Source organism: Paraburkholderia ultramafica (assembly GCF_902859915.1).
GTDB lineage: Bacteria > Pseudomonadota > Gammaproteobacteria > Burkholderiales > Burkholderiaceae > Paraburkholderia > Paraburkholderia ultramafica.
In genome coordinates this window covers 1-25,754 of the sequence record NZ_CADIKK010000051.1, presented here as the reverse complement: position 1 = coordinate 25,754, position 25,754 = coordinate 1, and the positions used below count along the sequence as shown (strand labels likewise).

Genomic DNA, 25,754 nt, shown 5'->3' with positions numbered 1-25,754 from the left:
ATGCTTGAAATCAGCAATCTGCAAGTCGAAGTCGACGGCAAGAGAATTCTGCGCGGTATCGATCTGAGCGTGAAGGCCGGCGAGGTGCACGCGATCATGGGCCCGAACGGCTCGGGCAAGAGCACACTTGCCCAGGTGCTGGCCGGGCGCGAGGACTTTGCTGTCAAGGGCGGCGAGGTCTCGTATCTCGACCGCGACCTGCTGGCGCTCGCACCCGAAGAACGCGCGCACCAGGGACTGTTTCTCGCGTTCCAGTATCCCGTCGAGATACCCGGCGTGAGCAACGTTTATCTGCTGAAGGCGGCGTTGAACGCGCAGCGGCGGTATCGTGGCGAGCCGGAGCTCGATGCAATGGAGTTTCTGCAACTGGTCAAGGAGAGGATGACGCTGATGCAGATGGACGAGAGTCTGCTGTATCGAGCCGTGAACGAGGGTTTTTCCGGCGGAGAGAAGAAGCGCAACGAGATTCTGCAGATGGTCGTGCTGGAGCCCCGGCTCGCCATTCTCGACGAAACGGATTCCGGACTCGACATCGACGCATTGCAGATTGTCGCGCAGGGCGTCAACAGCATGCGCAGTCCAGAACGGGCGATCGTGCTCGTGACGCACTATCAGCGGCTATTGGACTACGTCGTGCCGGATCGCGTGCATGTGCTGGCGAATGGTCGGATCGTGAAGTCGGGATCACATGAACTGGCGCTGGAGCTGGAGCGTAAAGGCTATGGCTGGATCGACGATGAAGCGGCGCAACCAGAAAATAGAGCAAGCCAGGAAAGTGCGGGGCATCTATGAAAAACGAATCCCTCGACTATTTCCATCAGGCTTTTGGGCAACTCGCGAAGACGTTGCCCGGCGCTGAGTTGCCGTGGCTGCGTGCCGCGCGCCGAAGCGCGTTCGACCAGTTCGACGCGCTGGGTTGGCCGACCACGCGGCACGAGGACTGGAAATACACGAACGTGTCGGCGATCGGCAAGCGTCCCTGGCATTTCAGGGCACAACGCACCGACGATAGCGACGTGCGGCACGTCATCGATGAACTCGAGCTGGACCCTGCCGGGCATCGACTGGTCTTTGTCAACGGTCGGCATGTGCCGCGGCTGTCGAAACTGAATGGTTTCCCACACGGGGTATTTGTGGGCTCGCTTACCCGGGCGTTGAGAGAAATGCCGCAACGACTGGAAGCGGCAATCGCCTCGCAGGCATATGCCGACGGCTTTGCCGCGCTGAACACGGCGTTTATGACGGACGGGTTTGCAATCGTGCTGCCGCCTGGCGAGGTCATCGACCAACCGCTGCAGATACTGTTCCTGACCGACGAAGCGGGTCTTGCGGTGCAGCCGTTCAATCTCGTGCTTGCAGGAGCACGCTCGGGCTGCATGATCGTCGAGCACTTTGCAGGGCTGAGCGACGGCGCGTACTGGACCAACGCGGTTACCCGCATCGTCGCAGACGAACAGGCGGACGTGCAGCACTACCGGTTGCAGCAGGAAAGCTCGAAGGCTTTTCATATCGCGTCGGTCGCCGCTGTGCAGCGACGCGGCAGCTGTTTTACCTCACATGCGTTCGCGTTTGGCGCCGCGTTGTCGCGCACAGGCATCGGCACGAGCCTGAACGCCGCGAACGCGCAAGCCACGTTGAACGGTCTCTATTTCGTTGGGGGCCGGCAGCACGTCGATCACCACACGCGCATCGATCACGCGGAGCCGCATGGCACGAGTCGCGAATACTACCGCGGCGTGCTCGACGGCGCCTCGCGCGGCGTGTTCAACGGACGAGTCATCGTGCATCGCGATGCGCAGCAAACGGACACGCATCAGGCGAATCACAACCTGCTGCTGTCGCGTGACGCGGAAATCGACACGAAGCCACAACTCGAGATCTACGCCGACGATGTGAAATGCACACACGGCGCGACGGTCGGTCAACTGGACGACAACCAGCTGTTCTATTTACGTGCACGGGGTGTCGAAGAGCGCACGGCACGGGCGCTACTGACATACGCATTTGCGCGCGACATTGTCGAACGTGTGCGCATCGATTCGCTGCGTGGCCGGCTCGAAAACCTGCTGCTCGCGCACACCCCGGAAGGCGAGCGCATCAGGGAGTTGCTATGAAGCCGATCGAACAGATGCAGACGCCCGATCCGCGCAATGTCGAGCACTGGCGAGCCGATTTTCCGATTCTGGGCGAGCGCGTGCATGGCCGGCCATTAGTCTATCTCGACAATGGCGCCACTACGCAAAAACCCGCTTCGGTCATCTATGCGGAAAACGCTTACTACCGGCATAGCAACGCCAATGTGCACCGCGGCGTGCATCTGCTGTCGCAGCGCGCGACCGATTCATTCGAGGCCGCACGCGCGACGATTGCACGCTTCATCAATGCGCAGCGTCCGGAGGAGATCGTGTTCGTGCGTGGCACGACCGAAGCAATCAATCTCGTCGCCCAGAGCTATGCGCGCCCGCGGATCAAGCCCGGCGACGAAATCCTGATCAGCGCAATGGAGCACCATTCGAATATTGTGCCGTGGCAGCTGCTCTGCGAGCAGACGGGTGCGGCGCTGAAAGTCGTGCCGATCGACGATACGGGCGCGCTCGATGCCGACGCGTATGAGCGCTTGTTGAGTGAACGTACACGACTGGTCGCGATGACGCATCTGGCTAACGCGCTCGGCAGCATCAATCCGGTGGAGCGCCTCGTTGCAGCGTCGCACGCGCGGGGCGTGCCGGTGCTGCTGGATGGCGCGCAGGCGATCGCGCATCTGCCGGTCGACGTCCACGCGATAGCTTGCGATTTCTACGCGTTTTCCGGGCATAAGGTGTACGGACCGACTGGCATTGGCGTGCTATACGGCAAGGCCGCACTGCTTGAAGCGATGCCGCCGTGGCAGGGCGGCGGCGACATGATCCGCTCGGTAACGTTCGAGAAAACGGAATACAACGAGATTCCGTGGAAGTTCGAGGCGGGCACGCCGAACATTGCCGGCGCGATTGCCCTGGGCGCGGCGCTCGACTATGTCGACAGCATCGGCATGGAAGCTATCGCCGCGCACGAGAACGAGCTGCTCGCCTATGCAACGGATGCACTGCGGGTGATACCAGGCTTGCGTTTCATCGGTACCGCACGCGACAAGGCAAGCATCCTGTCATTCGTGCTCGACGGCGTGCATGCTCATGATGTCGGCACGATTCTCGATCATCACGGCATCGCCGTGCGTGCGGGTCACCATTGCGCGATGCCAGTGATGCAGCGCTTCGGCGTACCGGCGACCGTGCGCGCGTCGCTCGCACTCTACAACAGGCACCAGGATATCGACGCGCTGATCGAGGGTCTCGGCAAGGTCAGGGAGATATTCGGAACATGAGCGATCTGCGCGATCTGTATCAGGAAGTGATCTTCGACCACTACCGGCGGCCGCGTAACTGTCATGGACTGTCCGGTGCCAATCACACGGCTGAGGGCTATAACCCGCTGTGCGGCGACCGGATTGCGCTTTATCTGCGAATCGAGGACGGCATCGTCAAAGAGGCGAGTTTCGAAGGCGCAGGCTGTGCAATTGCGACAGCGTCGGCGTCACTGATGACCGAGGCGCTGAAAGGCAAAACGGAAGCAGAGGCCGAAGCGCTGTTCGGGCGCTTTCGCGACATGGTGACAACACCCGCTGCAGGGCAGGCCGCAGCCGCGCCGGAGATGGGCAAGCTGGCCGTGCTGTCCGGCGTGCGTGAATTTCCCGAGCGTGTGAAATGCGCGACGCTGGCCTGGCATACGCTGCATGCCGCGCTGCACGACGAGGACCGCCCCGTTTCGACAGAGTGAGGCAGACGATGAACACATTCGACTGGCTGAAGCGCGCTGAGGCCGCACAACCCGGCAGTGGCACAACAACAGAACGTCTTGAAGAACGCGTGATCGACGCGCTGCGCACCGTGTTCGACCCGGAGATTCCGCTCAATATCTACGACCTGGGGCTTGTCTATGGTCTTGACGTGGACGAAGCCGAAGGCCGCGTCGAGATCCGCATGACGCTGACCGCGCCCGGCTGCCCGGTCGCGCAGACCTTCCCGGCGACGGTGGAGGATGCGGTGTTTTCGGTGAGCGGAGTGAACGACGTGCGCGTCGAACTGGTGTGGGATCCGCCGTGGTCGAGAGACCGGATGTCGGATGCGGCGCGCCTGCAATTGGGGATGCTTTGACATGTCCGACTGGGTCGATGTCGCCGCGATCGGGGATTTTCCGGCCGGGGCTGTTCGCAGCGTCGAGGTCGATGGCGCGCAGGTTGCTGTGTTCAACGTCGACGGCACCTGTTATGCAATCGAGGATATCTGCCCGCACGACGGCGGTATCCTGACGGGCGGTGTGGTGGAAGGCGACGTGGTCGTCTGTCCGCGCCACGGAGCACGGTTTTGCATCAGGACCGGGAAGGTGCTGGCGCCGCCGGCCTATGAGGATGTGGCGGTGTTTCAGGTGCGGATCGAGGCGGGCGTCGTTCAGGTGCGTGACGATCGGTGGGATTGAGGTGCGCTGTTCTTCTGGGTTCTTTGCGACGCCAGTCGAAAATTCGACAAGCGAAGTGTCTGAACAACGTTGTCGAACAGGACCGTCATCGCGTACCGCGACACAACCAGTCAGCCCGCTCCGTTTCGGTTCCAGCCATTCTTCTCGTATGCCAGACAAAAAAAGCGGTTTTGTCGCAATAAGGAGACCGCGCCAAAGCGGGGGCTCTATGCCGCGATAGGGTGAGTATGATTGTTGGTTGCGAGCGCTGGCTGCCGGCGCAGACCGTCCAGCCGTGGCTCGCACCGTGCTGGCGAGCGCTCGTCGGGCGTGCCGCAGCCCTGTCCTTTCGCGGCGCCGAGGCCGGGATCCATGCCGGGAACCACGCCGCACCGCTGTGGCCGCTGATTGCCGAACTGGCGTGGCTGGCGCCCGCACGGTTCGCGGCATTGCTGACCACACTCGGTGACGCTTCGCTTGACGCGCTGCGCCGGCGCTTTGATGCGGTGTTCCCCGGCACGGGCGAGGCAGATGATTATGCGTGCTTCCCTGCGTGGCTGCCGGTGGTCAAGCCGGTGCTGGCGGGCGGCTGGGGGAGGCGCGCGCGCGCAACGTGACCGGGCGGCGTCCCCCGCCACGGCTTTGCTGGGCGAGAACCTGCGCCGGGAGCATGAAGGCGGCCAGCACGAACTCATCGGGCTGCGCGAGGAGCGCAGCCGCCTGCATGCGGGCCTGTTCGACGCGTACATAACGACACCGAACGTGCGGCATCGCTGACCATCGGTGACTACGACGATCGACGGCCGCGATCGCTGACGCCGTCGTCGCATTGGCCGGTCGGGTGGAGGCACGGAGGTGACATGACATTGAAGGCGCAGTGGTACCGGGACAGGCTCGCGAAAAAAAGTCGCAAGGGCTTCTGCGGCTATCCGGTCGCAACGGTGGCCTTTTATGGGCCCGATGACACGCGGGCGACGAAGGTTGCTGTCGGCATCGTCGCGTACGAAGGCGCGGATGCGGATCCGGTTGAGCGGTGGTTCTGTCAGACCGCGGATGCGAGAACCGATCCGGCAATCACCGAAGCAATCGTCCGGTTCATTGAACAGCATGGCGCCAGATCGGTAGCAGCCGTCAATCGCATCATCGGGTGTCCGCATGAGGAAGGCATCGACTATCCGGAAGGCGAAAACTGTCCGCGGTGTCCGTTCTGGGTCAACCGGGACCGGTGGAGCGGCGAGATCATCCGATGAGTCCGGTTGGGTGATCTCGCCACTGATGCAAAAGGGGCGGTGAGCGGCGAGGCTGCGTGACCCTGCTGTCGGTGTAGAGCCGCAGCACGTCGCGCACCGGCGCGCCACTGGCCCTGCATGTCGACCTGCTTTCAGTGGACCTCTCGGGCGAGCCTTGGTGCAGGCAGCGCAACGTGCAGGATCATCACGCAAGTCAATTCCGGCGGCACGTGGCCGAGGAGCTGCTGCCATTCGGCAACTCGGCTCGCCTCGGTCGTGTGTCCTGAAATCGATCAGCTCCGGCTGCGCCGGACCGCCTTATAATATTTATTGTGGTCTGGGCGAATGAATGTTCCGGGGTGTAGCTATGATCCATGCAGATCTTGGGCAACAGCTTGAGGGCTACGTCGCGAAGTTGGTCCAGTCGGGCCGCTACAGCTCGGAAAGCGAGGTGCTGCGCGAAGGTGTGAAGCTCATTCAGGATCGCGAAATGCAACTCACCGCGCTGGATGCGGTCATTGATCGTGGCATTGGCGATTCGGAGGCAGGACGGGGCAAGCTCGCCGAGGACGTGTTCGGCCGACTTGAAGCAAAGTATCATGCGATGGCGAGCACCAAGCGATGATTGTCCAAATCCTTCCTGATGCAGAAGCCGACCTTGAGGCGGTCGGCGATTACATGGCCCGCGACAATCCCCGTCGTGCCCTGAGTTTCGTGCGCGAGCTGCGCGAGCTGCGCGAGAAGTGCACGCGCCTCGCCGACATGTACGTCGCATTCCCAATTGTGCCGCGCTACGAAGACCGTGGCGTGCGTCACCGGGTTCACGGCGGTCACCAGATTTTCTATCGTGTCGTCGGCCAGCCTCCCGAGCGCATCGACGTTATTCATGTCCTGCACAGCGCGCGTAACTACGCTGCGATCCTTTTCCCCTGAACTCGAGTGAGCCACCGACGACGATCCGTTTGCTTCTGCAGGTGTAGTCTTGTGTTTGAGCGAGAGAGGCGATCTGGTTGATCGACGGGTCAAAATGTCGGCGAGCAGGGGGCTTCACATCCGGGGCGACGACTTTCTGCGCAAAGGTATGTACGTGACGGAACGCCTTCGCGATGCCCGCGTTGTGCGTGGCGTTACAGAACACATAGAACCTGTCCATGATCACCCGTTCCGAACTCGGACTGTTACAGCAAAGCCTCTGCGAGCGCCGTCGTGACCTGCTCGCGGCGCTTCAAGGCGAATACGGTGATCTCGCAGGAGCCCGGCCGCCCGAAGTGCTGGGTCCCGAGTCGCATCCCGACGAGACCGCATCGCGCAAGGCGCGCGATGAGTTGCGCACTGCGCTCGCGCGGCACGACTTCGACGAACTGCAGCAGATTGACGCGGCGCTGGCACGCATCGCCGCCGGCCGCTACGGCGCATGCGTCGAGTGCGGAGATCCGATCGGTTATGAGCGGCTTGTTGCCGCGCCCTACACGGCCCGCTGCGTTTCATGCCAGACAGCGTTCGAACAACACCGCGCCACTCGCAAATAGGGTTGTCGGAGTTGATATGCAAGTCATTGATGAATCGACCCTTCATGACGCAAACCGCCAGAATTCGAGCGTGCAACCTGTTTCGGCTGGCGGCTGATCGGCGGCCCTTGCAGCCACTCGCGCTGGCCCGAAAATTGCGGTCCAATGGCCGCTTTCCGCGACACTATCCAACTGGCGCTATCGTTTAGGGTTATTCGATGCCTGCCATCGGCTGCAGGAATGTGACGCTGCCTCCGTGCGTGTTGGCAGGCATCGAATAACCCTAAACGAACACGGACGGTCTTGCCTGAAAACTCTCGGGGCCGGGTGCCGCCGCGCGACGCGATACTCACTGTAAGACTGTTGCGCTGTCCCTGACGATACGACCGGCGGCAGATTCCGACCTTTGGGGAAGGTTCTGTATCAGGCCTCGTTCGCCGTCTGCTTGACCGTTCACCGCGCCCCCACAGACTGGTCGGCCCATTTTGCGTCGACCACGTCGAGCATTCCGATATCCGGCACGCTGCCCAGCAATGACAGCGAATGCTTGGCGAGTTCCCGAGGGACATGACCCGTCAAGTGCGCAAACCGACCGCCGTTGTCGGGGAAGACGTCAAAGATGCCGAAGTGCCTGTCGTCAAGGCGGATGGCAAACCAGGCAACGGTCTTGGGTTCCTGCTCCACGAGTGCTTGCGCGTCGCGAAGGAACTGCGCGACCTGCGACTCATGGCCCGCCTTTGATTTGAACGTGAGGAGCAGCGCCTTCGTGACCGGCTCGCCCGATGATGTTGCAGGCAACTTGTCGGCCAGGACGTCGAGCTCCTGAATCAGCGGCGCCCCGGCAAACACGCTGCCGCCGCCATCCAACAGCGCTTGTGTAACTGGCCCCGCCAGATGCGCCTCGCGGCCGGCATCGTCTGGGAATACGTTGAAGATGCCGTACTCCGATCGCCCGAATCTGATCGCGAACCACGCGGTCGTTGCGGCTTCCGCCCGACCCATCGCGAGAGCCGAGCGCAGGACGTCTTCCGCCTTGGCGTCGTCGTAGCCGGCCTTGACTTCCAACCTGACGAGCAGACCTTTAGTGAACATGAGACACCTCCACCGGTGATCGACCGACCCTGAGCGCGTTGAGCGTGCAGTCCTTCGACGCTAACGAGCCAGTAGCGCCAGTGCCCTCCCTCCAGAGGACACCTTCGGTCCTGCGATCGTCGTCGGGGGCATCGGGCGAAACGTCTCGCCCGGCGATCCTGCGCGTGTGCAATGCACCTCAACTTACACGATAGTGGATTTCGCCTCGCCGTTCCAGGCAGGTCCGCTGGAACCGGCTTGCCCTGCAGATGCCAGAGTCAAGCTACTCATGCTGCGCCGCGAATAGTGTAAGAGCGCCGCACGCCGTCTAGCCTGGCGCCCCCGGTCAGGGACTCGTCTGCGGGATGAGCCGTCTGGAGCCCGGTGACCCGCGGTACTGTGGTCTGACGAGGCTCCGACTGTCTTGGTCAAAGCAATCCCAACAGGCGTTGAACGACCGCTGCTACCATAGCTGAAGGATCGAAGCCCAAGTGTTTCGCCCGCGGCGATCCTGTTCCACGGGCTTCAGGTCGGTGACATCGCTTGCTAGCTATGCCTGTTCGTCGGCAGCAAGCCCTCGGGAGCACACGATGATCGTCGAGCGTATCTGGACTGGCAATGCCTACCGCAACTTCAACTACCTGATTGCATGTCCGGAAACCGGCGAAGCACTTGCCATCGACCCGCTGGACCATGAAAAGTGCCTCGCCGCCGCGAAGGCCAAGGGGTGGCAGATCACGCAGATCCTCAACACCCACGAGCACCGGGACCACACCGGCGGCAACGAAGCGATGGTCGCGGCCACGGGCGCCAGACTGCTTGCTCATTTCAGGGCCGGCGCTCGCATCGCGGGGGTGGACCGCGGCGTCAAAGCCGGAGACATCATCAAAGTCGGGAAGCGGGTCGAACTCGAATGCATGGACACGCCGGGCCACACCATGTGCCACATCTGCCTGCGATCACATACCGACCAGCCGGCGCTGTTTTCCGGCGACACCCTTTTCAATGCGGGCGCCGGCAATTGCCACAACGGCGGCGATCCGGGCGAGCTGTATGCCACGTTTGTGGGCCAGCTCGCCAAACTGCCGGACGACACGAAGATCTACCCCGGGCATGACTACATCGAGAACAATCTGAGGTTCACGTTGTCGATCGAGCCGGAAAACTCCGCTGCCCGGGCCCTGCTTCCCCACGTGGCCGGTCATGACCCGAAGACCTCGATCGTCACCACGCTCAAGGATGAAGGGCAATTCAACACCTTCTTCCGGCTCACAAGCGCAAGCGTGATCGCCAGGTTGCGGGAAAGCTTCCCGGATCTCCCGGAAGAACCCGATCCCAGGACGGTGTTTCTCAAGCTTCGCGAGTTGCGCAACAGGTGGTGATGCAGCCGGGCGCGGAGCGTTGCCGCTCACCGCATCGGGCCATCTCTGTGTAGACGGCATCATCGAAGATAGCGGGGGCTGAACCTCCGGGTTCAACCTCGCCAAAGCAGTCCCTGGCGGAAGCCGGCCTTGGCCAACAAGACGCTCCAACGAGCGTTCGCTTTCGACTGGGGCGAAGGACGCCTCTGTCGGAACGAAGGCGGGTATTGGCGAAGGGCTGCACCCGGCCAGGAGCGGTCAATTGCTTTACGTTGGCGGATGTCTGTTCCTGGCTTGAGTTTGGACAATCGACTCTGCGCGCACGCCCGGGATGGGTCAGCATCAGCCAGGCAGGTCGCATCGGCGTCACCGGTGTTCAGCTGACTATCTACCCAGCCGAACACTCTTAGCACCGGCTTATGCACAAAAACTGTAGATAGCAGCAGAAATGCCAGCACAATCGCGCGCTGATCCGCCGATATAGCGGTTCCGCAGCGGCCACGTAGCTCATCGCTCATCGAGAAGAATGCGCCCCACGCGGGACTCGTCGTCAAAATTGAAGAACCCATTCAGTGATCCCGGATCCGCATACGCGGAGCCATGGCCACTCGCGGTATGCCGAGTTGTCTTTCGACAAAGCGAATCATGAAGGACAGATCGGTTACCTGGTGGTCGATCTCGTTTCTCGTTTCTGGTTGCACGTGGTGTCATCACGCACCATTTTCCTGAGCAGTCTCTTGGCCGGGTATTCATTGGGCGCAGACGCTCCGTCAAAATCGATTCATTGTTCAGTTCATCTGATCTTTCAGCCAGCCAAGGCAGCCGCATCGTGCCCCAGATGAGGATGACTTGCTGGTTTGCAGCGGGACCAGCCTTTCCGTCCGGATTTCCAGACGCCACCGGCACTTGATGTCCGGAAAATCGAACATGCGTCGCCGCGGCGTTCGCGAAACAGGCTGTCAGGCAAGGTCCCATTGCCATTCGATCGTTGGCATAGGATGTGCGTAACTATTAGGCACGCCGTACGGCGGCCAGGAATAGACGCAATGACAATGACGTTGACGGAGACCGGCGACAGTGCGACGGGAGGCAGCATCATGATCAATCCCTGTCGTTATCGCGAGCGTTGTGTGGAACCGTGCCCACGATTGACCATCAATCCCGCCGATCCACCTGACTTGAGCAATCTATCCTGTATGCGCTTATTCCGGAGGCGCGATGCAATCGTGCATCTGGTGCCGACCGCCTTCGTCGCAGTGCTGTGTTTTGTCGGCTCATATCACCACTTCCTTGCAAAGGGGATGGAGGCCTTGAACAAGACGGCCATCCAGGAAGTGACACTGCACACGCAGCGACTGGAACGGGAAATCGCCAAGTTTGGCATGTTGCCGCTGGCTGCCTCGATGAACCGCGACGTGATCGATTACCTGAAGGGCGACCGGACCGCGGCCCGCGACGAAGCAGTGACCCGAATACTGCAATCGCTCAACGAAAGCGCGGGCGCATCGCAAACCTTTGTTATCGATGCCACCGGTCGCGTCGTTGCTTCATCCAACCGAGGCCTCTCCGACAGCTTCATTGCCCGGGACCTGTCGTATCGTCGCTATGTCCAGGATGCCCCGGCAGGGCGGGTGGAAGGTTACTACGGCATCGGTACGACCACGAACATGCCTGGATATTATCTGGCGACCGCAGTGGAGGAATCTGGTCGCCGGCTGGGTACCATCGCGACGAAGATCGAGTTCGACCGGCTTGAGCGCTACTGGCTGAACGGAGCCCAACGACAGCTGGTGGTGATCGACGGCAACGGCGTGATCGTCCTGGCATCGCGCGCCGACTGGAAATACCACGTCGTGGGCAAGCTAAGCGCACAGCAGCAACGCAGTTTCTATGACACAAAGCAATACAATCGCGCCACCATTGCCCCTCTGGTCTGGCAGAGCATCACGCCATCAGTCGGAGACAGAAGTCTCCTGAGGGCTGGACTACCGGGGCAAGCGCGTGACTACCTGACTGTATCGGCCATCCCGCCGAGCCTTTCGATGCTGCTCATGGTCCTCGTCGATCCGGCCGACGCGCAGCGCCTCGCCCTTGCGGAGGCGGGCCTGATTGCCATCGCAGTCGTGCTCGTCGCGCTTGGGATGTATATCGTCCATGAAAAGCGGCTGGCATCCCAGGAACAGCGCTTCGCCGGCGAGGCGCTTCAGGCGACCTACAGCCGGCTCAAGGCGCAATTCGAACAGCGCAGCGCGCAATTGCGGGTCGCCAATGACGGTCTGCGGCAGGAAGTTGCCGAGCGCATTGAGTCGGAGCGCCGGCTCAGAGGCTATCAGGACGAACTGTTACGCACGGAAAACCTCGCGGTAATCGGCGAGTTGTCGGCTGGGCTTGCTCACGAAGTCAACCAGCCTCTCGCGGCCATGGCGGCGTTGTCCGAGAACGCCGAGCGCTTCCTGCAGCGCGGCGATCTTGATACCGTCCAGTTCAATCTCAGCCGCATCGGCGATCTCATTGCCCGCATGGCTACGTTGACGGGGCGCCTGCGTTCCTTCGCGCGCCGATCCGACGGAGAAATCACCGCCGCGCCGTTGGCGCCCTCAATCGAGAGCGCCGTTACGCTGATGAGTCATCGGTTAAAGAAGGACGGCATCGAGGTGAAAAGCGTCGCACCGGAGGAACCGCTATGGGCCTGTTGCGACAACATTCGACTGGAACAAGTGCTTGTCAACCTGCTATCCAATGCGATCGAAGCGTTGGCGGACACTGAAGAGCCGGTGATCGAGATCCGGTCCCGCCTTGCCGGCGACAAAGCCTTGATCGAGGTAGCGGACAACGGAACCGGTCTTTCGGAGACCGTAAAACACCGGTTATTCGAACCGTTTTTCACGACCAGGAAGGCAAGTGGCCTCGGACTCGGGCTCGCCATCTCCGCCAACATCATCAACAGCTTTGACGGCAGCCTCTGCGCAGAGAACAGGCCGCAGGGCGGTGCGCTGTTTCGAATCACACTGAAAGCCCATATCGCATAAGGAAAGATTGATGATTGACGACGCTGAGGTTCTGGTAATCGAGGACGACGATGACGTCCGGCTCGGCTGCCTGCAGGCATTTGCGCTCGAGGGTGTGCGCGCCTTGGGTTTCAACAGCGTAGAAAGGATGCCCCGCGCGTTACCGCGCGATCGCTGCCTCGTCGTCGTGTCCGACATTCGCTTGCCGGGTATGGACGGCACAACCCTCCTGCGGCAATTGGTGGAGCGGGACCCCGATCTCCCGGTGATCCTGATCACCGGTCACGGCGACGTGCAGACGGCGGTTCAGGCGATGAAAGACGGGGCTTACGACTTTGTTCAGAAACCATTCAAAACCTGCCAACTGGTAGCAATGACGAAACGAGCGCTGGAGAAGCGCAAGCTCGCGCTGGAGATCACGCAGCTGCGCCACCGGCTCGCCGTGATTGGCGGGCTTGAGAGCCGCATCATCGGCCGCGCGCAGTCAATCACGGAACTGCGTGAGCTCGTGCAGAAGGTCGCCGCCATGCCGACCGACGTGATGATCCTGGGCGAAACCGGCACGGGCAAGGAGTTGATTGCCCGTTGCCTGCACGACCTCTCAGGACGCAAGGGGCCGTTCGTGGCGCTCAATTGCGGGGGCTTGCCGGAGACCCTGTTCGAGAGCGAAATCTTCGGTCACGAGGCCGGATCGTTTTCCGGCGCGGCGAAACAGCGAATCGGCAAGATAGAGCATGCGCACGGCGGCACCCTTTTTCTCGACGAGATCGAGAGCATGCCGATGGCCATGCAGGTCAAGTTTCTGCGCGTGCTCCAGGAGCGGGTAGTCGAGCGGCTGGGGTCCAATCAGCTCATTCCGGTGGACTTCCGTGTGATCGCCGCGACGAAGGCTGATCTGCTCGCCCTGTCCGAAGAGGGCAAATTCCGCGCCGATCTGCATTTCCGCCTGAACGTCGCAACGATCGACCTCCCACCGCTGCGCGCGCGGCGCGAGGACATCCCGCTTCTTTTCGATACCTTCGTCAATCAGGCCGCGGTGCGCCTGAATCAGGCACCGCCGCCAGTGAAGGACGCTGTGATCCGCGAATTGCTCGTACACAACTGGCCCGGCAACGTGCGGGAACTGCGTAACCAGGCCGAGCGCTATGTGCTGGGCCTGAGGACCGCGCCTGAAGGGGCAGTCGCGGATGGCCCCCTGTCGCTCACGAGCGCAGTGGAAGCCTTCGAGCGTGGCTTGATTGTCGAAGAGTTGCGCCGCAACGACGGGAACATGTCCCGCACAGCAGTGGCGCTGCAAGTCCCGAAAACGACATTGTTCGGCAAGATCCGCAAACACGAGATTCCGGTCCAGAACGAGGCGTAACGGGCGGCGCTGCCGTTCGGCGCTTCGAGCCGGATCTCGGGCCGGCGTTCCGACAAGCGAACGAATCGCTTTATCAATAAGTATTACGAATTAAAATAGTCCTTTAGAAACAACCAATAACAAGCGGCAGTGACGGTTGGCATACCCATTGCATAGGTGAGTGCGACGCCTGGCCAGGCTCGCATCGACAACCAGCACCATCAGCAAAGGGATTTTGCATTCATGGCTAACCGCAATGTAGTTGAAACCGAAACGCTCTCCGTCGCGACCGCGGCACCCGTGTGCGCACCGCTTACCGGAGCCGCGCTGCTGCATGACCCGACGCATAACAAGGGCACGGCGTTTTCTCGCGAAGAACGTCGCCGGCTGGGGCTCGAGGGGCTGCTGCCACACGCCGTCGAGCCATTGGAGCGTCAGGTCGAGCGCGTCCTGTCTCATCTGGACGGACTCGAAGACGATCTGGCCCGCTACGTCTATCTGATCGACCTCGAAGCCCGAAACGAGACGGTCTTCTACCGGACGATCATGTCCAATCCGAAGCGGTTCATCCCGGTTCTCTACGACCCGACAGTCGCCGACGCCTGCCTCCAGTTCGGTAATCTGTATCGACGCGCCCGTGGCATGTACATTACGCGCGACATGAAAGGCAGAATCGCCGAAGTGTTGCGCAACTGGCCGGAAAGCGACGTCCGTTTCATCTGCGTGTCGACTGGCGGTCGCATTCTTGGCCTCGGCGATATTGGCGCCAACGGCATGGGCATCCCGATCGGCAAGCTGCAGCTCTATACCGCCTGCGCGGCCGTTCCGCCGGACTGCCTGCTGCCTGTTCTCTTCGACATCGGCACCGTCAACGAACAACTGCGCGCTGATCCTCTGTACATGGGAACACGCGACCTGCCGATATCGGAGGCCGAGCTCGACGAGCTGACCGAAGAGTTCATCGAGGCCGTCCAGAAAGTCTTCCCCAAGTGCTGCGTGCATTTCGAGGACTGGAAGGGCACCGACGCCATCCGTATGCTCGAGCGCTATCGCGATCGTGTGCTCTGCTACAACGATGACATTCAGGGTACCGCGGCCATCGCACTCGCCGGCATCACCGCCGGCCTGAAGCAGACGGGAGGCAAGCTCGCCGATCAGCGGTTCCTTTTCCTCGGCGCGGGGTCGGCCGGTATCGGCATTGCCCGGCTTATCACGGCCGAACTTCAAAGCAAGGGCCTCTCTGCGGAGGAGGCCAGGAAGCGTATCCGGCTTTTCGATATCAACGGGCTGATCGAGTCCTCGCGCGGCGACCTCACCGAGATGCAGAAGCTGTGGGCTCGCGACGACAAACCGAGCAACAACCTGCTCGAGGTTCTCGAGCACTTCAAGCCGACCGTGCTGATCGGCGTGTCCACTAAAGGCGGTGCCTTTACCCAGGAAGTGGTCGAGGCGATGGCGCGCTTTAACGAGCGTCCGATCATCTTTGCGCTTTCCAATCCGACCAGGAAGGCTGAATGCACGGCGCAACAGGCCTACACCTGGTCTCAGGGACGAGCGCTCTTTGCGGCGGGCGTCCAGTTTCCCGAGTTCGAGCTGAACGGCAAGCACCACCGGCCCGGCCAGGCCAACAACTTCTATATCTATCCGGCGATTGGCCTTGCAACCTATGCGTGCCACCCGACCCGCCTGACCGACCAATGCTTCATCGTCGCCGCCCACGCGACAGCCGATCAGATCGGCCCGTCGTTGCAGGCCAAGGGCATGCTGTTCCCGAGCCAGGACAACATCCTCGAGACGGAAATCACCACAGCCGTCCGCATCGCGGAACACATGTTCGATGCGGGCCTCGCGCAGGTCGAGCGGCCACATGATATTCGTGCGTGGCTCGAGAGCCTGCTCTACCGCCCGACTTACTAAGAAGCGCGCTCGCGAGCGACGTTCGGGGCCGACCGCCGCTCATCCGCCGGCCGGCCTCACCCACCCCAAGCAGGATCATTCGCCATGCCATACCTCGTCCATACACTCCAGAAATATCCGGAGATAGCGCTCTTTCTGACACTCGGCGTCGGCTTCTGGATCGGAAACCTGAAGTTCGGCAAGTTCAGTCTCGGCGTTGTCACTTCAACCTTGCTTGCCGGCCTTCTGGTCGGACAGATCGGCATCAAGCTTCCGTCGGCGCTGCAGGCCACGTTTTTTGCGATGTTCCTGTTCTCGGTGGGCTATACCGTCGGTCCGCAGTTCATTCGCGCGATCAAGAGCGATGGTCTGCCGCACGTGATCTTTTCGGTGATCGTCTGCGTAGCCGGGACGGCCACCGCCATCGTGCTCGGAAAAATGCTCGGCTACAACGCGGCGTTGACTGCCGGCCTGCTTTCGGGCGGCTATACCAACTCCACCGTTCTAGGTGTTGCCACGGACCTGATCCAGCAGTCCGGTGTGTCACGGGCGCAGATCCAGGGCGCCTTGGCGCTTCTGCCGATCTCGTATGCCGTCACCTATCCGTTCGGTACGGTCGGCTCGTCATATCTGCTCGCCAACATCGCACCGAAGCTATTGCGCTTTGACCTCGCCAAGGAGTGCGAGCAATACGAACGCGATCACGGGGGCCGCACAGCCGTCGGCACGACGGCCTACCGCGAATATTCGGCGCGGGCATTTCGTGTCACCAATCCTTCGCTCATTGGAAAGAGCGTGCGCGAAGTGGAAGCGTTCTTCAACCACGACATCTTTGTGCTGAGGATGCGCAACGGTGATGAAGCCGCGATCGTGGACTGTACCCGCGACACCGTGGTTACCGAGCATGCCGTTCTGGCTGTCTCCGGCAGTCTGACGGCCCTTCTCGCCCACGAGGGCCAGTTCGGTCCGGAGGTGAAGGACGTGCCGCTGCTCGACTTTCCGACCGAGCGGCTCGACGTCGTCGTCACCAGCAAGGAATATGCGGGCAAGACGCTTGGCGAAATCATCGACACCCTGTTCGACGAGCCGGGCCGCGGCGTCTTCCTCAACAAGGTCACACGCTCGGATGTGTCCATGCCGATGGAACGTGAAACAAGAATCCAGCGCGGCGATGTACTCAATATCCTGGGTGCCCGGCAGGACGTCGCGAAGATCGCCCGAGTGCTCGGCTATGCCGACCGTCCGGTCGAAGGCTCGGACATGGCCTTCATGGCCTTCGGCATTGTTGCCGGCAGTCTGGTCGGCGCATTCACGATCCATGTCGGCGGCATCCCGTTCAGCGTCGGCACCGCAGTCGGCGCGATCGTCGCCGGCATCATCTGCGGCCATCTGCGCTCGACGATGCGAACGTTCGGCTACATTCCGGCCCCTGCGATCTGGGTGTTCAACAACGTCGGGCTCAATGGCTTCATCGCCTGCGTTGGTCTCAATGCTGCGCTGGGGTTCGTCGGAGGCATCGAGAATTATGGTCTCTCCCTGTTTCTCGCCGGAACACTGGTGACGATCGTGCCATTGCTCGTTGGCCTCGTGGTCGGACGCTACGTCTTCAAGTTTCACCCGGGCATCCTGCTGGGCGCCTGCGCCGGTGCGCGGTCGACGACCGCCGCGCTCGGCTCGTTGCAGGAAGTCGCGAAATCCAACGTTCCCGCGATCGGTTATGCCACCGGCTATGCGGTTTCGCGACTGATGATGGCGTTGCTGACCATCGTCGTCGTCCGTGTCTTCTAACTGAATGCGCGCGGCTTGCCGCGCGCCGCTTCCCGCCGTCCAGGCAGTACCCGTTCAACGTCAGGAGATTCAAGCATGCAAATCATGACACGTATCCTGCCCGTCGATGCCGTCCTGTTCGATTTCGAGGGCTCGTTCCTGCACAAACCACCCGATATCGGCGACGTGTTCGATCGCGCACTGAGCGGGCTGCGCCCGGGCGTCGAAGCGGCGCTCGACAGTTTGCGTCAAATGGGAATGAAGCTCGGTATTGTGACCGACAAGGAGATGCGTTTTGTCACGCCACTGCTGCGGCAGTCCGGACTGTCAGCGTGGATCGACATCATCGTTCACGGTGACACGCTCGCGCAACGCAAGCCGGACCCGGCGCCGCTGCTTCATGCATGCGACGCGCTCGCGGTGGAGCCGGCGCACGCATTGCATGTCGGCGATTCCTTGATCGACGCGATGGCCGCGCAGGCGGCCGGCATGGCGATGATCCGCGTGAGCCACGGTCGCGGCGCGGATCAACCGGTCCCGGAACTGCCGTGTCTGCAGGTCATCGACGATCTGTGCGATTTGCCTGAACTGATCGGCGGGCCGAGCCCGTGGCGCCGGCCCAAAGGCGCGTTGAGTGCCGTACAACAGCCCGATGAGCAGGGCGGACGGTGGATCTGATCTGAAGCGTGCGGTGCGCTGGGGTTTGATGCAGACACACTTTGGTCATATTTTAGGAGTGCTTGAAATGAAACTGGTTTCCGAATGCCAGATCCGCCGGATCGAAGCGATGCGGACCGCTTCCTCCGTCGCGTTCTGTTGCGGTGTTGCATCGCTGGTTGCCATGGTGATATTCGGCGGCGACCTGTTCAATCTGATCCACGGAAGCTGACGCAAGGCCACGTTTCGAGATACAGGCGACCACGAGTCGAACTCGCGACGGCGCATTCGCGCGCAAGGAACGGAGAAAATGATGGAACGCTTGACCGAATTGAGAATATTCGTGGCCGTTGCCAGGCTGCAGAGCTTCACGCGGGCGGCCGATAGTTTGGGCATGTCCTCATCGTGCATTTCGAGAGCGATCGCAGATCTCGAGGCGCGATCGCAGGCGAGACTCTTCCACCGCACGACACGACAAGTCAGCCTGGCGGAAACCGCGCGCGCATTCTACGAATGTTGCGAAAGCATCCTCGCACAGATCGAGGCGGCGGAACTGCGTCTGAAGTCGGAAAGGCAGCAATTGTCCGGCACGCTGAAGCTGGTCGTGCACCCGGGCGCCGCCGCTTCGGCGCTCCCGCGGATCCTCGCTGGATACAGGGCGCGGGCTCCGCAAGTCGATCTGGAGATCGCGATCAGCGACACCAGAACCGACCTCGTAGCCGGCGCGTATGACATCGGCATCCTTCCGCCGGACCTGATTGTCAATACCACGGTGATAACCCGGCTGATCAGTACGTCCCCACGGATTCTTGTGGCATCGACGTCATATCTGGATTCGCACGGTCGCCCCCGAGTGGCCGCCGATTTGTGCGGTCATACATTCATGCACGCTCCAGACCGGGGGCGACGAACCGAACGCAGGCTCGTCCTTCGTAAACGATCGCAAACCGAGGAATGTCGAATCCGGTGCTCGCTCTGCGCAAACGACTCCGTGCTCCGAATGTGCGCGATGGCGAGCATGGGTATCGCGCTAGTGTCGTCGGATCTTGTGAGCGATGCGTTGCAAAGCGGCGCGCTCGAACGTGTGCTGCCCGACTACACGGAAGACGGCGCCGGGGTGGCGTTGTGTCTCGTCTATCCGTCACGGGAGTTCATGCCGGCGAGCAGTCGGGCCTTTATCGACTGCTGCATCGAGCTGCTTCGTCCCGTGTCTTCGGAACAAAGCACCGCGCATGGCATCAGCATCCGGCCTTCGACAGGCGCTCCCGCTCGGCGTCTGTTGGCGGAAAGCATCACGGACGGGAGCGCGCGATGATCCATGGACTGAACTGGGTCTGCATGAAACATCCGCGCGTCGTGCTGTACATCGCAATGCTTGTCGCCGGCATTGGCCTCTTTGCTTCGCCGAAGGCGGATTCGTTTGTTCACCGCCATGCGGATCGCAAGTTATCGGAATTCGCGGAGACGATCTGGCCATGGGTGACGTGTTGAATGCTTTGGGGTGCGCGCATTGGACGAGCAGGATTCGCGGTTTCATCATCCCACGCGCGGGCCAGTTCCTGGCGATGTTCGGCAGTCTGTTGCTGTGCGGGCGCACGTTCGCACCGTCGATCGCGCTGTTTGGCGCTGGCTTCCCCGACTGGGTGTTCTGTATCGCCGGTGGGGTTGCTGCGACGAGCGTCGTACATGTCGCGCTGGGCAGGCGCGGCGTGCGGTCCTGGATTGCCCCGCTGGCTGTCAGTTATCCGGCGCTGAGCGCATCGCTTGCCATGGCGGCCTGGCTGATCATTTTCTCTCACTGATGGAGTGCACCGCTCATGACCGAGACTGCCGGCGCATCGCGCAACAAGAAATTTCCCGCGTTGATCATTGTCCTCATCACGCTGCTATTGGCAGGTTTCGTGCTGTGGCGCCTGGATCATGCACCGCGCACCGACGATGCTTACATCTATGCCGATACCGTCAACGTGGTGCCGGAAGTCGACGGGCGAATCGTGGAACTTCCCGTGCGCGATAACGACGCGGTCAGGCAGGGCGACCTGCTGTTGCGGATCGATCCACGGCGGTATCAGGATGCGCTGAACCAGGCGCTGGGACGGCTCGATGTGCTCGACAAGCAAATCGCGCTCACTCAGCGCACGGTCAACGCGCAGCAATACAACGCGGCATCGGTAAGCGCGGGGGTCGAACGCGCCCGCGCGGCAGCCAATCAGGCCACCGATACGCTCCGTCGGACCGAACCGCTGTTGTCGCAGGGCTACACATCGGCCGAAGAGGTCGACCGTGCACGCACCGCACAACGCGCGGCGCAGGCGGAACTGGATGCAGCGATGCTTCAGGCGCAGCAGGCTGCCGCCGCGGTGAGCGGTGTCGACGCGCTGGTCGCGCAGCGTGCCGAAGTCGAGGCGCAGATTGCCATTGCGAAGCTGAATCTCGAGTTCACCGAGGTTCGCGCACCCTTCGACGGGCGGGTCGTGTCCTTGCGCACGACGGTCGGCCAGTTCGCGTCGGCGCTCAAGCCAGTCTTCACGCTCATCGACACCCGGCACTGGTATGTCGTCGCGAACTTCCGCGAGACCGAGCTCAAGAACATTCATGCCGGTTCGCCGGCCACCGTGTATCTGATGAGCGATACCAGCAGGCGATTTGCCGGAACGGTTGATTCGGTGGGCTACGGCGTTTTGCCCGATGACGGCGGCGTGGTGCTGGAAGGTTTGCCGAGGGTGCAGCGCAGTATCAACTGGGTACATGTGTCGCAACGCTTCCCGGTCAAGATCGCGGTACGCAACCCCGACCCGGCGCTGTTCAGGGTCGGCACATCGGCGGTGGCGTCGCTTGATCAAGGCGGCACGCGTGAAACGGTCCGGTGACGGCGGCATGAGCATGATCGATTACCTGCCGTGCAGTTTCCAGCGGTTCGCCCGCTTCGTCGGCGACGAGGTCCGTCCGTATCCAGGACGAGTCAACGTGATGCTCCGTTGCGTTCTGACAAGTGCGCTCGTGATCATCGCGTCGATGGCATTGCAGATTCCCTTTCTTGCACTTTCGCTGATTGTCGTCTTTTACGTCACGCAGGCGAATGTCGTCATGACGAGGCTGGTCGGCGTGCTATTTTTCATCGGGTCGACAGTCGCAGTCGGCAGCGCCATGCTGGTGCTGAAGCTGACGTATGACTACGCATTGCTGAGAATTCTGGCTGCGGGCGTGCTCTTTTTCGTCAGCGTGTACTTGATGAGGGTCGTGAAAATCGGTGTCGTCTTCTTCATCGTCGGCATCATCGTCATCTACGTGCAGACGTTTGTCGACCTCACGGACCAGGCCGAGTTGCTTGTGCGGCTCGTGATGTGGGTATGGGTCGCCGTCAACTACGCGATCGCACTCACGCTCGTTATCAACACGCTGTTCCTGCCTGCGGAGCCGGCGCAGCAACTCGATGCGGCAATGCGCCGTCAGCTGGGCGTCGTCGATGCACGCCTCGGGGACTTCGAGCGCGGCGCGTCGACAGCACCGGCTTTGAGCGCCCTCGACATCCAGACAGGCATGTTGACACTGCAGAAGCTGCTGCGCTTCGCGACGATGCGTGACCCGGAATACCGCCGGAACCAGGCGCTGCAGCTCGCCCGCGTTGCCGCGGTATCGCGGCTGTATTCCGCGACCCTGTATCTGCCCGCTTCAGCGGAGGGAATTTCCGCCGACAGGGTTCCGACGCTGCGCGCTGCGTGTCGCGAACTCGACCGTGCGATCCAGGCAGGCGAACGCTTCGTGGCACCGGGTGCACTGGCGACCATGATCAGCGACGGGGTGCCGGGCGCGCTGCTGGACATGCGCAGTGCGTTGCTGTCGTTCGCCGATCGTTCGGCTACGCCTGACGCGAAGGAATCGGACGCGGAAAAGGATCGGCTGATGGTGCCGGACGCGTTGACGAATCCGGTCTATGCCCAGTTCGCGCTGAAGACGCTGATGGCGGCGATGTTCAGTTACGTTTTCTATGTCGCGACCGACTGGCAGGGTATCCATACGATCATGCTGAGCTGCCTGATCGTCGCGCAGCCGAGCCTCGGCGCATCGAGCCAGCGCGCGATATTACGGATCGGCGGTGCGGCCGTCGGCAGCCTGCTCGCGTTGGCGATGTTGGTGTGGATCGTGCCGCACATCGACGGCATCGTGGGTCTGCTCATGATGTCCCTGCCGGTGATCGCGCTCGGCGCATGGGTGACCGCCGGCTCGGAGCGCATCAGTTACGCCGGCACGCAGCTCATGTTCACGTTCGCGCTGGCCTTGCTCGAGCATTTCGGGCCTACCACCAATCTGACCGAGGTACGCGACCGGATGATCGGGATTTTGCTGGGCGTCGCAGTGTCGACCGTGGTTCATGCAAGCCTTTGGCCCGAAGCGGAAGGCGAACCGCTGCGCCAGCGTCTTGCTCGATTGCTACGCCAGGTCGGCGCGCATCTCAGGCAGGACGAGCAAAAGGGGCCGATTCCCGCGCCGCTATGGGCCGAACTCGGGGATTGCGAGGCGATGTCCGCGCGCGTCGCGCTGGAGCCGGGCTGGCAATGGGGCGAAGGGCAGCAGGAAGCCTTGACGTTACGCATCCAGACGATGCTCGCCCAAGCCCGCGAAATCCTGCTGGCGGCAGATGCCTTCGATGCGGAACGACACGCACTGCGAATACCGGAGGGCACTGAAGCCGCAGTCGCGGCGCTCAAAGATGCGCTGGCCGGATCGCTGGACGATTATGCGAGCAACCTCAGCGATCATCCCCAGGCCGTCAGGTCACCATCCGCCGTTTCGCTGAACGCCCTCATCGACCGTCGTGCCTCCGACGTTGCGCGCCTGCGGGACGATGCGGCACGGGCTGCATACGATCGATTGCTGGTCCGAGCCCGCAATCTGGCAAATGAGGTGTCGAGTTTGCCGGGGTGGGACGTTGCCTCGACCAACACTGCATATATCACGCGAGCGTCACAAACATGACCATTCGTTCAGTCGGTCTTTCCGGCCGGTGGCTCCGCGTGAGCCTGGTGGTCGCGCTCGTGCACGGCCTGTCGGCTTGCGCGCTGATTCACAAGGATGAAAGGCCATTCGCAGAAATTCAACCGGAGAAGATCCGCATAGCCGACGACATCCATCTCGCGCACGACGGTTGGCCATCTGCCCGATGGTGGACCGAATACCGCGATCCGCAGCTCGATGCGCTGATCGACCGGGCGCTGACGAGTGCGCCGACCATCATCATCGCCCGCACACGCGTTTCGCAGGCGAAATCGGACGTGGATCTGATACGCGCCGGTATGAACTTGCAAGTAACGGCGCTGGGCGCGTTGGATCGCGAACGCGTTTCGGCCAATGGATTTCTGGGGCCCTATTCAGCCAATCAGCCGTTGATCGGTGCATCCGGACCCTGGTACACCGAAGGCATAGTCGGAGTTGGCGCGAGCCTTGACGTCGATATCTGGGGCAAGCAGCGCGCGCAGGTCGCAGCGGCCATCGGCGTGCAGAATGCGCGACTGGTGGAGACCTCTGCGGTCGAGCTCGAGATATCGGCTGATGTCGCGCAGCTTTACTACGGCATTCAGACGAACTATCAGCTTATCGAATTTATCGAGGAGTTGCGTGAGGTTGAAGCTTTCGCGCTCGAGGCGCACGCCGCCCGTGCGTCGCGTGGCCTCGAGCCGCTGACACAGACCGAAATCGCGCGGGCTGAACTGCTGGCGACGGAGCGACAGGTCGTGGCAGCCCGGGCGCGCGTCAAGCAGTTGTGTGAATCATTGCGCGCACTGATTGGCGCCGGACCTGACGACCTTGGCGCTATCAAACCCGTTTCACTCCCACCACCGCAGGCGGCCCTGCCAGCTACGCTTTCCTATGAATTGCTGGCAAGGCGTCCGGATCTGCAAGCCATGCGCTGGTACGTCCAGTCGTCGTTCAACAGGATCGACGCAGCCAAAGCCGCGTTCTACCCGAGCTTCGACATCAAGGCGTTCTTTGGTGTCAACGCATTACATCTTGTCGACCTCTTTACCCATGCGAGCCAGCAGATCAATCTGATTCCCGGCCTTTATCTGCCGATCTTCGACGGCGGCCGGCTCAACGCCAACCTGACCGGTACGCGCACCGCCAGCAACACATTGATCGCCCAATACAATGAGGCTGTGCTGAACGCGGTGCGAGACGTCGCGGTGACAGGGAGCCGCTTGCAAGACCTTGATGCCGAGGCAACGCTGCAGGCGCAAAAGATCGACGCAGTGTCGTTCGCGCAGGAAAGCGCGGACGCCCATTATGGGCGTGGTCTGGCAAGCCGCGTGACGGCGATGGAGGCGCGCGAGGCGGTCATACGCGAGCGGATGGTGCTGCTCGACATCAATGGGCAGGAGTTGGGTCAGGATATTGCGCTGTCGAAGGCGCTCGGCGGCGGATACCGTGCGCAAGCCCCCGTCGTGCTGACGCCACGGTGATGATCAAACTGCCCGCTGACGGATTGAAAGACGCTTTATGTGCTGCCATTGGCGAGAACACACAAATGCTGTCCGCAAACACTTCGATTGCATTGCATCTGGCTGGCGCGTTCGTGTTGGGCTCGCTCGTCGGCTACGAACGACACTTCCGTGGGCGGGCGGCAGGAACGCAGGTCTACGCCATTGTATGCATGGCATCATGCGCTGTTACGATACTGGCCGGATATCCGCAGCTTTGGTACGCGGGGGCATTGGGTGGCGCCGGGGGGACTGCAGACCCTACTCGCGTGATTGGCAGTATCGTGACTGGTGTTGGGTTTCTAGGCGCAGGACTGATTGTTCAGGACGGCAGCAACGTGCGCGGACTGACGACGGCTGCGTCGGTGTGGGCCTGCGCCGTGATCGGCATTCTTGTCGGCACGAGCCTCTTCGCGCCCGCCGTCGGATTGACAGGCCTGCTGCTGCTGGGCATGGTAGCGATGCCCACGGTGGAGCGCATTCTGCCCGCGCGTACCGCGTTGACCGTCAAAGTGCAGTTTGCAGCGAACTACCGACTGCACGAGGAGGCCATTGATCACTTTGCGCTGATGCGCCGCTTTTCCATTCCGCCGGAGAGCTTTTCGATTTCATACGACGCCGGAAGATGCTCGATTCAGTTCCTTATCGTCGCTGATCCCCGCCGCCATGCCAATGCGCTGGCGCAGCTTTCAACAGAGCTCCGGGACTTGCCGCATGTCGAGAGCTTCACCATAGCTCGATCCACCACCTGATCGCATTGGCTTGTTGACGCGACGGTGACTGCTTTGGAGGTAGTTGGAGACGTTGGTTGCGGCTGGTTCGATGGCAGCAACGGGTCGTCTACGGTCGACTGCCGGTGGGATCGAGGGGCCGCAAATGAGCTCCCTCTAGTGATATGAGCTCCGTTGTCCGCAGGTGCTAGTCACTATGCGTTGCCTCGTAAAA

28 protein-coding genes are annotated in these 25,754 nt (G+C 61.7%); 26 read left to right on the top strand and 2 right to left on the bottom strand.

Going from position 1 to position 25,754, the window contains the following annotated elements:
• The 12 genes from sufC (at position 1) to HV744_RS33060 (ending at position 7,252) form a co-directional block, all read left to right on the top strand.
• Complete coding sequence (sufC, locus tag HV744_RS33110) at positions 1-792, top strand: Fe-S cluster assembly ATPase SufC (protein ID WP_175153524.1); 792 nt, start codon at positions 1-3, stop codon at positions 790-792.
• Entirely contained in the window at positions 789-2,114 is a 1,326-nt protein-coding gene (gene sufD / locus HV744_RS33105; protein WP_175153523.1) for a Fe-S cluster assembly protein SufD, read from the top strand. Before sufC ends, sufD begins: the two co-directional genes overlap by 4 nt.
• On the top strand, positions 2,111-3,364 hold the full coding sequence (locus HV744_RS33100) for a cysteine desulfurase (protein ID WP_175153522.1): 1,254 nt from the start codon (positions 2,111-2,113) through the stop codon (positions 3,362-3,364). The genes sufD and HV744_RS33100 overlap by 4 nt, the downstream gene beginning before the upstream one ends.
• The gene (sufU, locus tag HV744_RS33095; protein WP_175153521.1) at positions 3,361-3,816 is read left to right on the top strand and encodes a Fe-S cluster assembly sulfur transfer protein SufU; all 456 of its coding nucleotides are present in this window, start codon (positions 3,361-3,363) and stop codon (positions 3,814-3,816) included. Before HV744_RS33100 ends, sufU begins: the two co-directional genes overlap by 4 nt.
• Positions 3,817-3,824: 8 nt before the next feature.
• Positions 3,825-4,193, top strand: a complete 369-nt coding sequence (locus HV744_RS33090; RefSeq protein WP_175153520.1) for an SUF system Fe-S cluster assembly protein — start codon at positions 3,825-3,827, stop codon at positions 4,191-4,193.
• Between the two features lies 1 nt (position 4,194).
• The gene (locus HV744_RS33085) at positions 4,195-4,515 is read left to right on the top strand and encodes a non-heme iron oxygenase ferredoxin subunit (RefSeq protein ID WP_175153519.1); all 321 of its coding nucleotides are present in this window, start codon (positions 4,195-4,197) and stop codon (positions 4,513-4,515) included.
• 221 nt (positions 4,516-4,736) lie between these two features.
• Entirely contained in the window at positions 4,737-5,111 is a 375-nt protein-coding gene (locus HV744_RS33080) for a hypothetical protein (RefSeq protein ID WP_175153518.1), read from the top strand.
• A 25-nt stretch (positions 5,112-5,136) separates the two neighbouring features.
• On the top strand, positions 5,137-5,271 hold the full coding sequence (locus HV744_RS38130) for a hypothetical protein (RefSeq protein ID WP_281363688.1): 135 nt from the start codon (positions 5,137-5,139) through the stop codon (positions 5,269-5,271).
• Between the two features lie 83 nt (positions 5,272-5,354).
• Positions 5,355-5,744, top strand: coding sequence for a hypothetical protein (locus HV744_RS33075; RefSeq protein WP_175153517.1), 390 nt, complete (start codon positions 5,355-5,357; stop codon positions 5,742-5,744).
• A gap of 346 nt (positions 5,745-6,090) precedes the next feature.
• The gene (locus HV744_RS33070) at positions 6,091-6,348 is read left to right on the top strand and encodes a type II toxin-antitoxin system ParD family antitoxin (protein WP_175153516.1); all 258 of its coding nucleotides are present in this window, start codon (positions 6,091-6,093) and stop codon (positions 6,346-6,348) included.
• The gene (locus HV744_RS33065) at positions 6,345-6,656 is read left to right on the top strand and encodes a type II toxin-antitoxin system RelE/ParE family toxin (RefSeq protein WP_175153515.1); all 312 of its coding nucleotides are present in this window, start codon (positions 6,345-6,347) and stop codon (positions 6,654-6,656) included. The genes HV744_RS33070 and HV744_RS33065 overlap by 4 nt, the downstream gene beginning before the upstream one ends.
• 218 nt (positions 6,657-6,874) lie before the next feature.
• On the top strand, positions 6,875-7,252 hold the full coding sequence (locus HV744_RS33060; RefSeq protein ID WP_246279309.1) for a TraR/DksA family transcriptional regulator: 378 nt from the start codon (positions 6,875-6,877) through the stop codon (positions 7,250-7,252).
• A 432-nt stretch (positions 7,253-7,684) separates the two neighbouring features.
• Here HV744_RS33060 and HV744_RS33055 read toward each other — a convergent pair whose 3' ends face one another.
• The gene (locus tag HV744_RS33055; protein WP_175153514.1) at positions 7,685-8,323 is read right to left on the bottom strand and encodes a putative quinol monooxygenase; all 639 of its coding nucleotides are present in this window, start codon (positions 8,321-8,323) and stop codon (positions 7,685-7,687) included.
• 569 nt (positions 8,324-8,892) lie between these two features.
• Between HV744_RS33055 and HV744_RS33050 the strand changes: the two genes are divergently transcribed.
• On the top strand, positions 8,893-9,684 hold the full coding sequence (locus HV744_RS33050; RefSeq protein ID WP_175153513.1) for a hydroxyacylglutathione hydrolase: 792 nt from the start codon (positions 8,893-8,895) through the stop codon (positions 9,682-9,684).
• A 92-nt stretch (positions 9,685-9,776) separates the two neighbouring features.
• Here the strand turns inward: HV744_RS33050 and HV744_RS36895 are convergent, their stop codons facing one another.
• The gene (locus HV744_RS36895) at positions 9,777-10,232 is read right to left on the bottom strand and encodes a hypothetical protein (protein WP_217469187.1); all 456 of its coding nucleotides are present in this window, start codon (positions 10,230-10,232) and stop codon (positions 9,777-9,779) included.
• 477 nt (positions 10,233-10,709) lie between these two features.
• Between HV744_RS36895 and HV744_RS33045 the strand changes: the two genes are divergently transcribed.
• The 13 genes from HV744_RS33045 (at position 10,710) to HV744_RS32985 (ending at position 25,561) form a co-directional block, all read left to right on the top strand.
• Positions 10,710-12,692 (top strand): sensor histidine kinase, encoded by a 1,983-nt coding sequence (locus tag HV744_RS33045; RefSeq protein WP_246279308.1) that lies wholly within the window; start codon positions 10,710-10,712, stop codon positions 12,690-12,692.
• A 10-nt stretch (positions 12,693-12,702) separates the two neighbouring features.
• On the top strand, positions 12,703-14,034 hold the full coding sequence (locus HV744_RS33040) for a sigma-54-dependent transcriptional regulator (RefSeq protein ID WP_175153512.1): 1,332 nt from the start codon (positions 12,703-12,705) through the stop codon (positions 14,032-14,034).
• 222 nt (positions 14,035-14,256) lie between these two features.
• On the top strand, positions 14,257-15,930 hold the full coding sequence (locus HV744_RS33035; protein WP_175153511.1) for an NAD-dependent malic enzyme: 1,674 nt from the start codon (positions 14,257-14,259) through the stop codon (positions 15,928-15,930).
• Positions 15,931-16,014: 84 nt separating this feature from the next.
• On the top strand, positions 16,015-17,697 hold the full coding sequence (aspT, locus tag HV744_RS33030; RefSeq protein ID WP_175153510.1) for an aspartate-alanine antiporter: 1,683 nt from the start codon (positions 16,015-16,017) through the stop codon (positions 17,695-17,697).
• 75 nt (positions 17,698-17,772) lie between these two features.
• Positions 17,773-18,354, top strand: a complete 582-nt coding sequence (locus tag HV744_RS33025) for an HAD-IA family hydrolase (RefSeq protein ID WP_175153509.1) — start codon at positions 17,773-17,775, stop codon at positions 18,352-18,354.
• Positions 18,311-18,565 carry a hypothetical protein gene (locus HV744_RS33020; RefSeq protein WP_175153508.1) on the top strand — a complete coding sequence of 85 codons (255 nt, stop codon included), beginning with the start codon at positions 18,311-18,313 and terminating at the stop codon, positions 18,563-18,565. Before HV744_RS33025 ends, HV744_RS33020 begins: the two co-directional genes overlap by 44 nt.
• Before the next feature lie 78 nt (positions 18,566-18,643).
• Complete coding sequence (locus tag HV744_RS33015) at positions 18,644-19,648, top strand: LysR family transcriptional regulator (RefSeq protein ID WP_175153507.1); 1,005 nt, start codon at positions 18,644-18,646, stop codon at positions 19,646-19,648.
• Entirely contained in the window at positions 19,645-19,824 is a 180-nt protein-coding gene (locus HV744_RS33010) for a hypothetical protein (protein ID WP_175153506.1), read from the top strand. Before HV744_RS33015 ends, HV744_RS33010 begins: the two co-directional genes overlap by 4 nt.
• Positions 19,809-20,135 carry a YtcA family lipoprotein gene (locus tag HV744_RS33005; protein ID WP_246279307.1) on the top strand — a complete coding sequence of 109 codons (327 nt, stop codon included), beginning with the start codon at positions 19,809-19,811 and terminating at the stop codon, positions 20,133-20,135. The genes HV744_RS33010 and HV744_RS33005 overlap by 16 nt, the downstream gene beginning before the upstream one ends.
• A 15-nt stretch (positions 20,136-20,150) precedes the next feature.
• Positions 20,151-21,203 (top strand): multidrug transporter subunit MdtN, encoded by a 1,053-nt coding sequence (gene mdtN, locus HV744_RS33000; RefSeq protein WP_175153505.1) that lies wholly within the window; start codon positions 20,151-20,153, stop codon positions 21,201-21,203.
• Positions 21,187-23,310 (top strand): FUSC family protein, encoded by a 2,124-nt coding sequence (locus tag HV744_RS32995; protein ID WP_246279306.1) that lies wholly within the window; start codon positions 21,187-21,189, stop codon positions 23,308-23,310. The genes mdtN and HV744_RS32995 overlap by 17 nt, the downstream gene beginning before the upstream one ends.
• The gene (locus HV744_RS32990) at positions 23,307-24,791 is read left to right on the top strand and encodes an MdtP family multidrug efflux transporter outer membrane subunit (protein WP_175153504.1); all 1,485 of its coding nucleotides are present in this window, start codon (positions 23,307-23,309) and stop codon (positions 24,789-24,791) included. Before HV744_RS32995 ends, HV744_RS32990 begins: the two co-directional genes overlap by 4 nt.
• Positions 24,791-25,561 (top strand): MgtC/SapB family protein, encoded by a 771-nt coding sequence (locus HV744_RS32985; protein WP_246279311.1) that lies wholly within the window; start codon positions 24,791-24,793, stop codon positions 25,559-25,561. Before HV744_RS32990 ends, HV744_RS32985 begins: the two co-directional genes overlap by 1 nt.
• Positions 25,562-25,754: the final 193 nt, after the last annotated feature.

Excerpts from the sequence above, each read along its gene's own strand:
- HV744_RS36895 (WP_217469187.1), bottom strand. The coding sequence starts at position 10,232 with ATGGGTTCTTCAATTTTGACGACGAGTCCCGCGTGGGGCGCATTCTTC.
- HV744_RS33060 (WP_246279309.1), top strand. The coding sequence starts at position 6,875 with ATGATCACCCGTTCCGAACTCGGACTGTTACAGCAAAGCCTCTGCGAG.
- HV744_RS33040 (WP_175153512.1), top strand. The coding sequence starts at position 12,703 with ATGATTGACGACGCTGAGGTTCTGGTAATCGAGGACGACGATGACGTC.
- HV744_RS33085 (WP_175153519.1), top strand. The coding sequence starts at position 4,195 with ATGTCCGACTGGGTCGATGTCGCCGCGATCGGGGATTTTCCGGCCGGG.
- sufD (WP_175153523.1), top strand. The coding sequence starts at position 789 with ATGAAAAACGAATCCCTCGACTATTTCCATCAGGCTTTTGGGCAACTC.
- HV744_RS33090 (WP_175153520.1), top strand. The coding sequence starts at position 3,825 with ATGAACACATTCGACTGGCTGAAGCGCGCTGAGGCCGCACAACCCGGC.
- HV744_RS33015 (WP_175153507.1), top strand. The coding sequence starts at position 18,644 with ATGATGGAACGCTTGACCGAATTGAGAATATTCGTGGCCGTTGCCAGG.
- HV744_RS33070 (WP_175153516.1), top strand. The coding sequence starts at position 6,091 with ATGATCCATGCAGATCTTGGGCAACAGCTTGAGGGCTACGTCGCGAAG.
- HV744_RS32985 (WP_246279311.1), top strand. The coding sequence starts at position 24,791 with ATGATCAAACTGCCCGCTGACGGATTGAAAGACGCTTTATGTGCTGCC.
- sufC (WP_175153524.1), top strand. The coding sequence starts at position 1 with ATGCTTGAAATCAGCAATCTGCAAGTCGAAGTCGACGGCAAGAGAATT.
- HV744_RS33025 (WP_175153509.1), top strand. The coding sequence starts at position 17,773 with ATGCAAATCATGACACGTATCCTGCCCGTCGATGCCGTCCTGTTCGAT.
- HV744_RS33055 (WP_175153514.1), bottom strand. The coding sequence starts at position 8,323 with ATGTTCACTAAAGGTCTGCTCGTCAGGTTGGAAGTCAAGGCCGGCTAC.
- aspT (WP_175153510.1), top strand. The coding sequence starts at position 16,015 with ATGCCATACCTCGTCCATACACTCCAGAAATATCCGGAGATAGCGCTC.
- mdtN (WP_175153505.1), top strand. The coding sequence starts at position 20,151 with ATGACCGAGACTGCCGGCGCATCGCGCAACAAGAAATTTCCCGCGTTG.
- HV744_RS33050 (WP_175153513.1), top strand. The coding sequence starts at position 8,893 with ATGATCGTCGAGCGTATCTGGACTGGCAATGCCTACCGCAACTTCAAC.
- HV744_RS33065 (WP_175153515.1), top strand. The coding sequence starts at position 6,345 with ATGATTGTCCAAATCCTTCCTGATGCAGAAGCCGACCTTGAGGCGGTC.
- HV744_RS32990 (WP_175153504.1), top strand. The coding sequence starts at position 23,307 with ATGACCATTCGTTCAGTCGGTCTTTCCGGCCGGTGGCTCCGCGTGAGC.
- HV744_RS33045 (WP_246279308.1), top strand. The coding sequence starts at position 10,710 with ATGACAATGACGTTGACGGAGACCGGCGACAGTGCGACGGGAGGCAGC.
- HV744_RS33075 (WP_175153517.1), top strand. The coding sequence starts at position 5,355 with ATGACATTGAAGGCGCAGTGGTACCGGGACAGGCTCGCGAAAAAAAGT.
- HV744_RS33005 (WP_246279307.1), top strand. The coding sequence starts at position 19,809 with ATGGGTGACGTGTTGAATGCTTTGGGGTGCGCGCATTGGACGAGCAGG.
- HV744_RS33100 (WP_175153522.1), top strand. The coding sequence starts at position 2,111 with ATGAAGCCGATCGAACAGATGCAGACGCCCGATCCGCGCAATGTCGAG.
- HV744_RS33010 (WP_175153506.1), top strand. The coding sequence starts at position 19,645 with ATGATCCATGGACTGAACTGGGTCTGCATGAAACATCCGCGCGTCGTG.
- sufU (WP_175153521.1), top strand. The coding sequence starts at position 3,361 with ATGAGCGATCTGCGCGATCTGTATCAGGAAGTGATCTTCGACCACTAC.
- HV744_RS33035 (WP_175153511.1), top strand. The coding sequence starts at position 14,257 with ATGGCTAACCGCAATGTAGTTGAAACCGAAACGCTCTCCGTCGCGACC.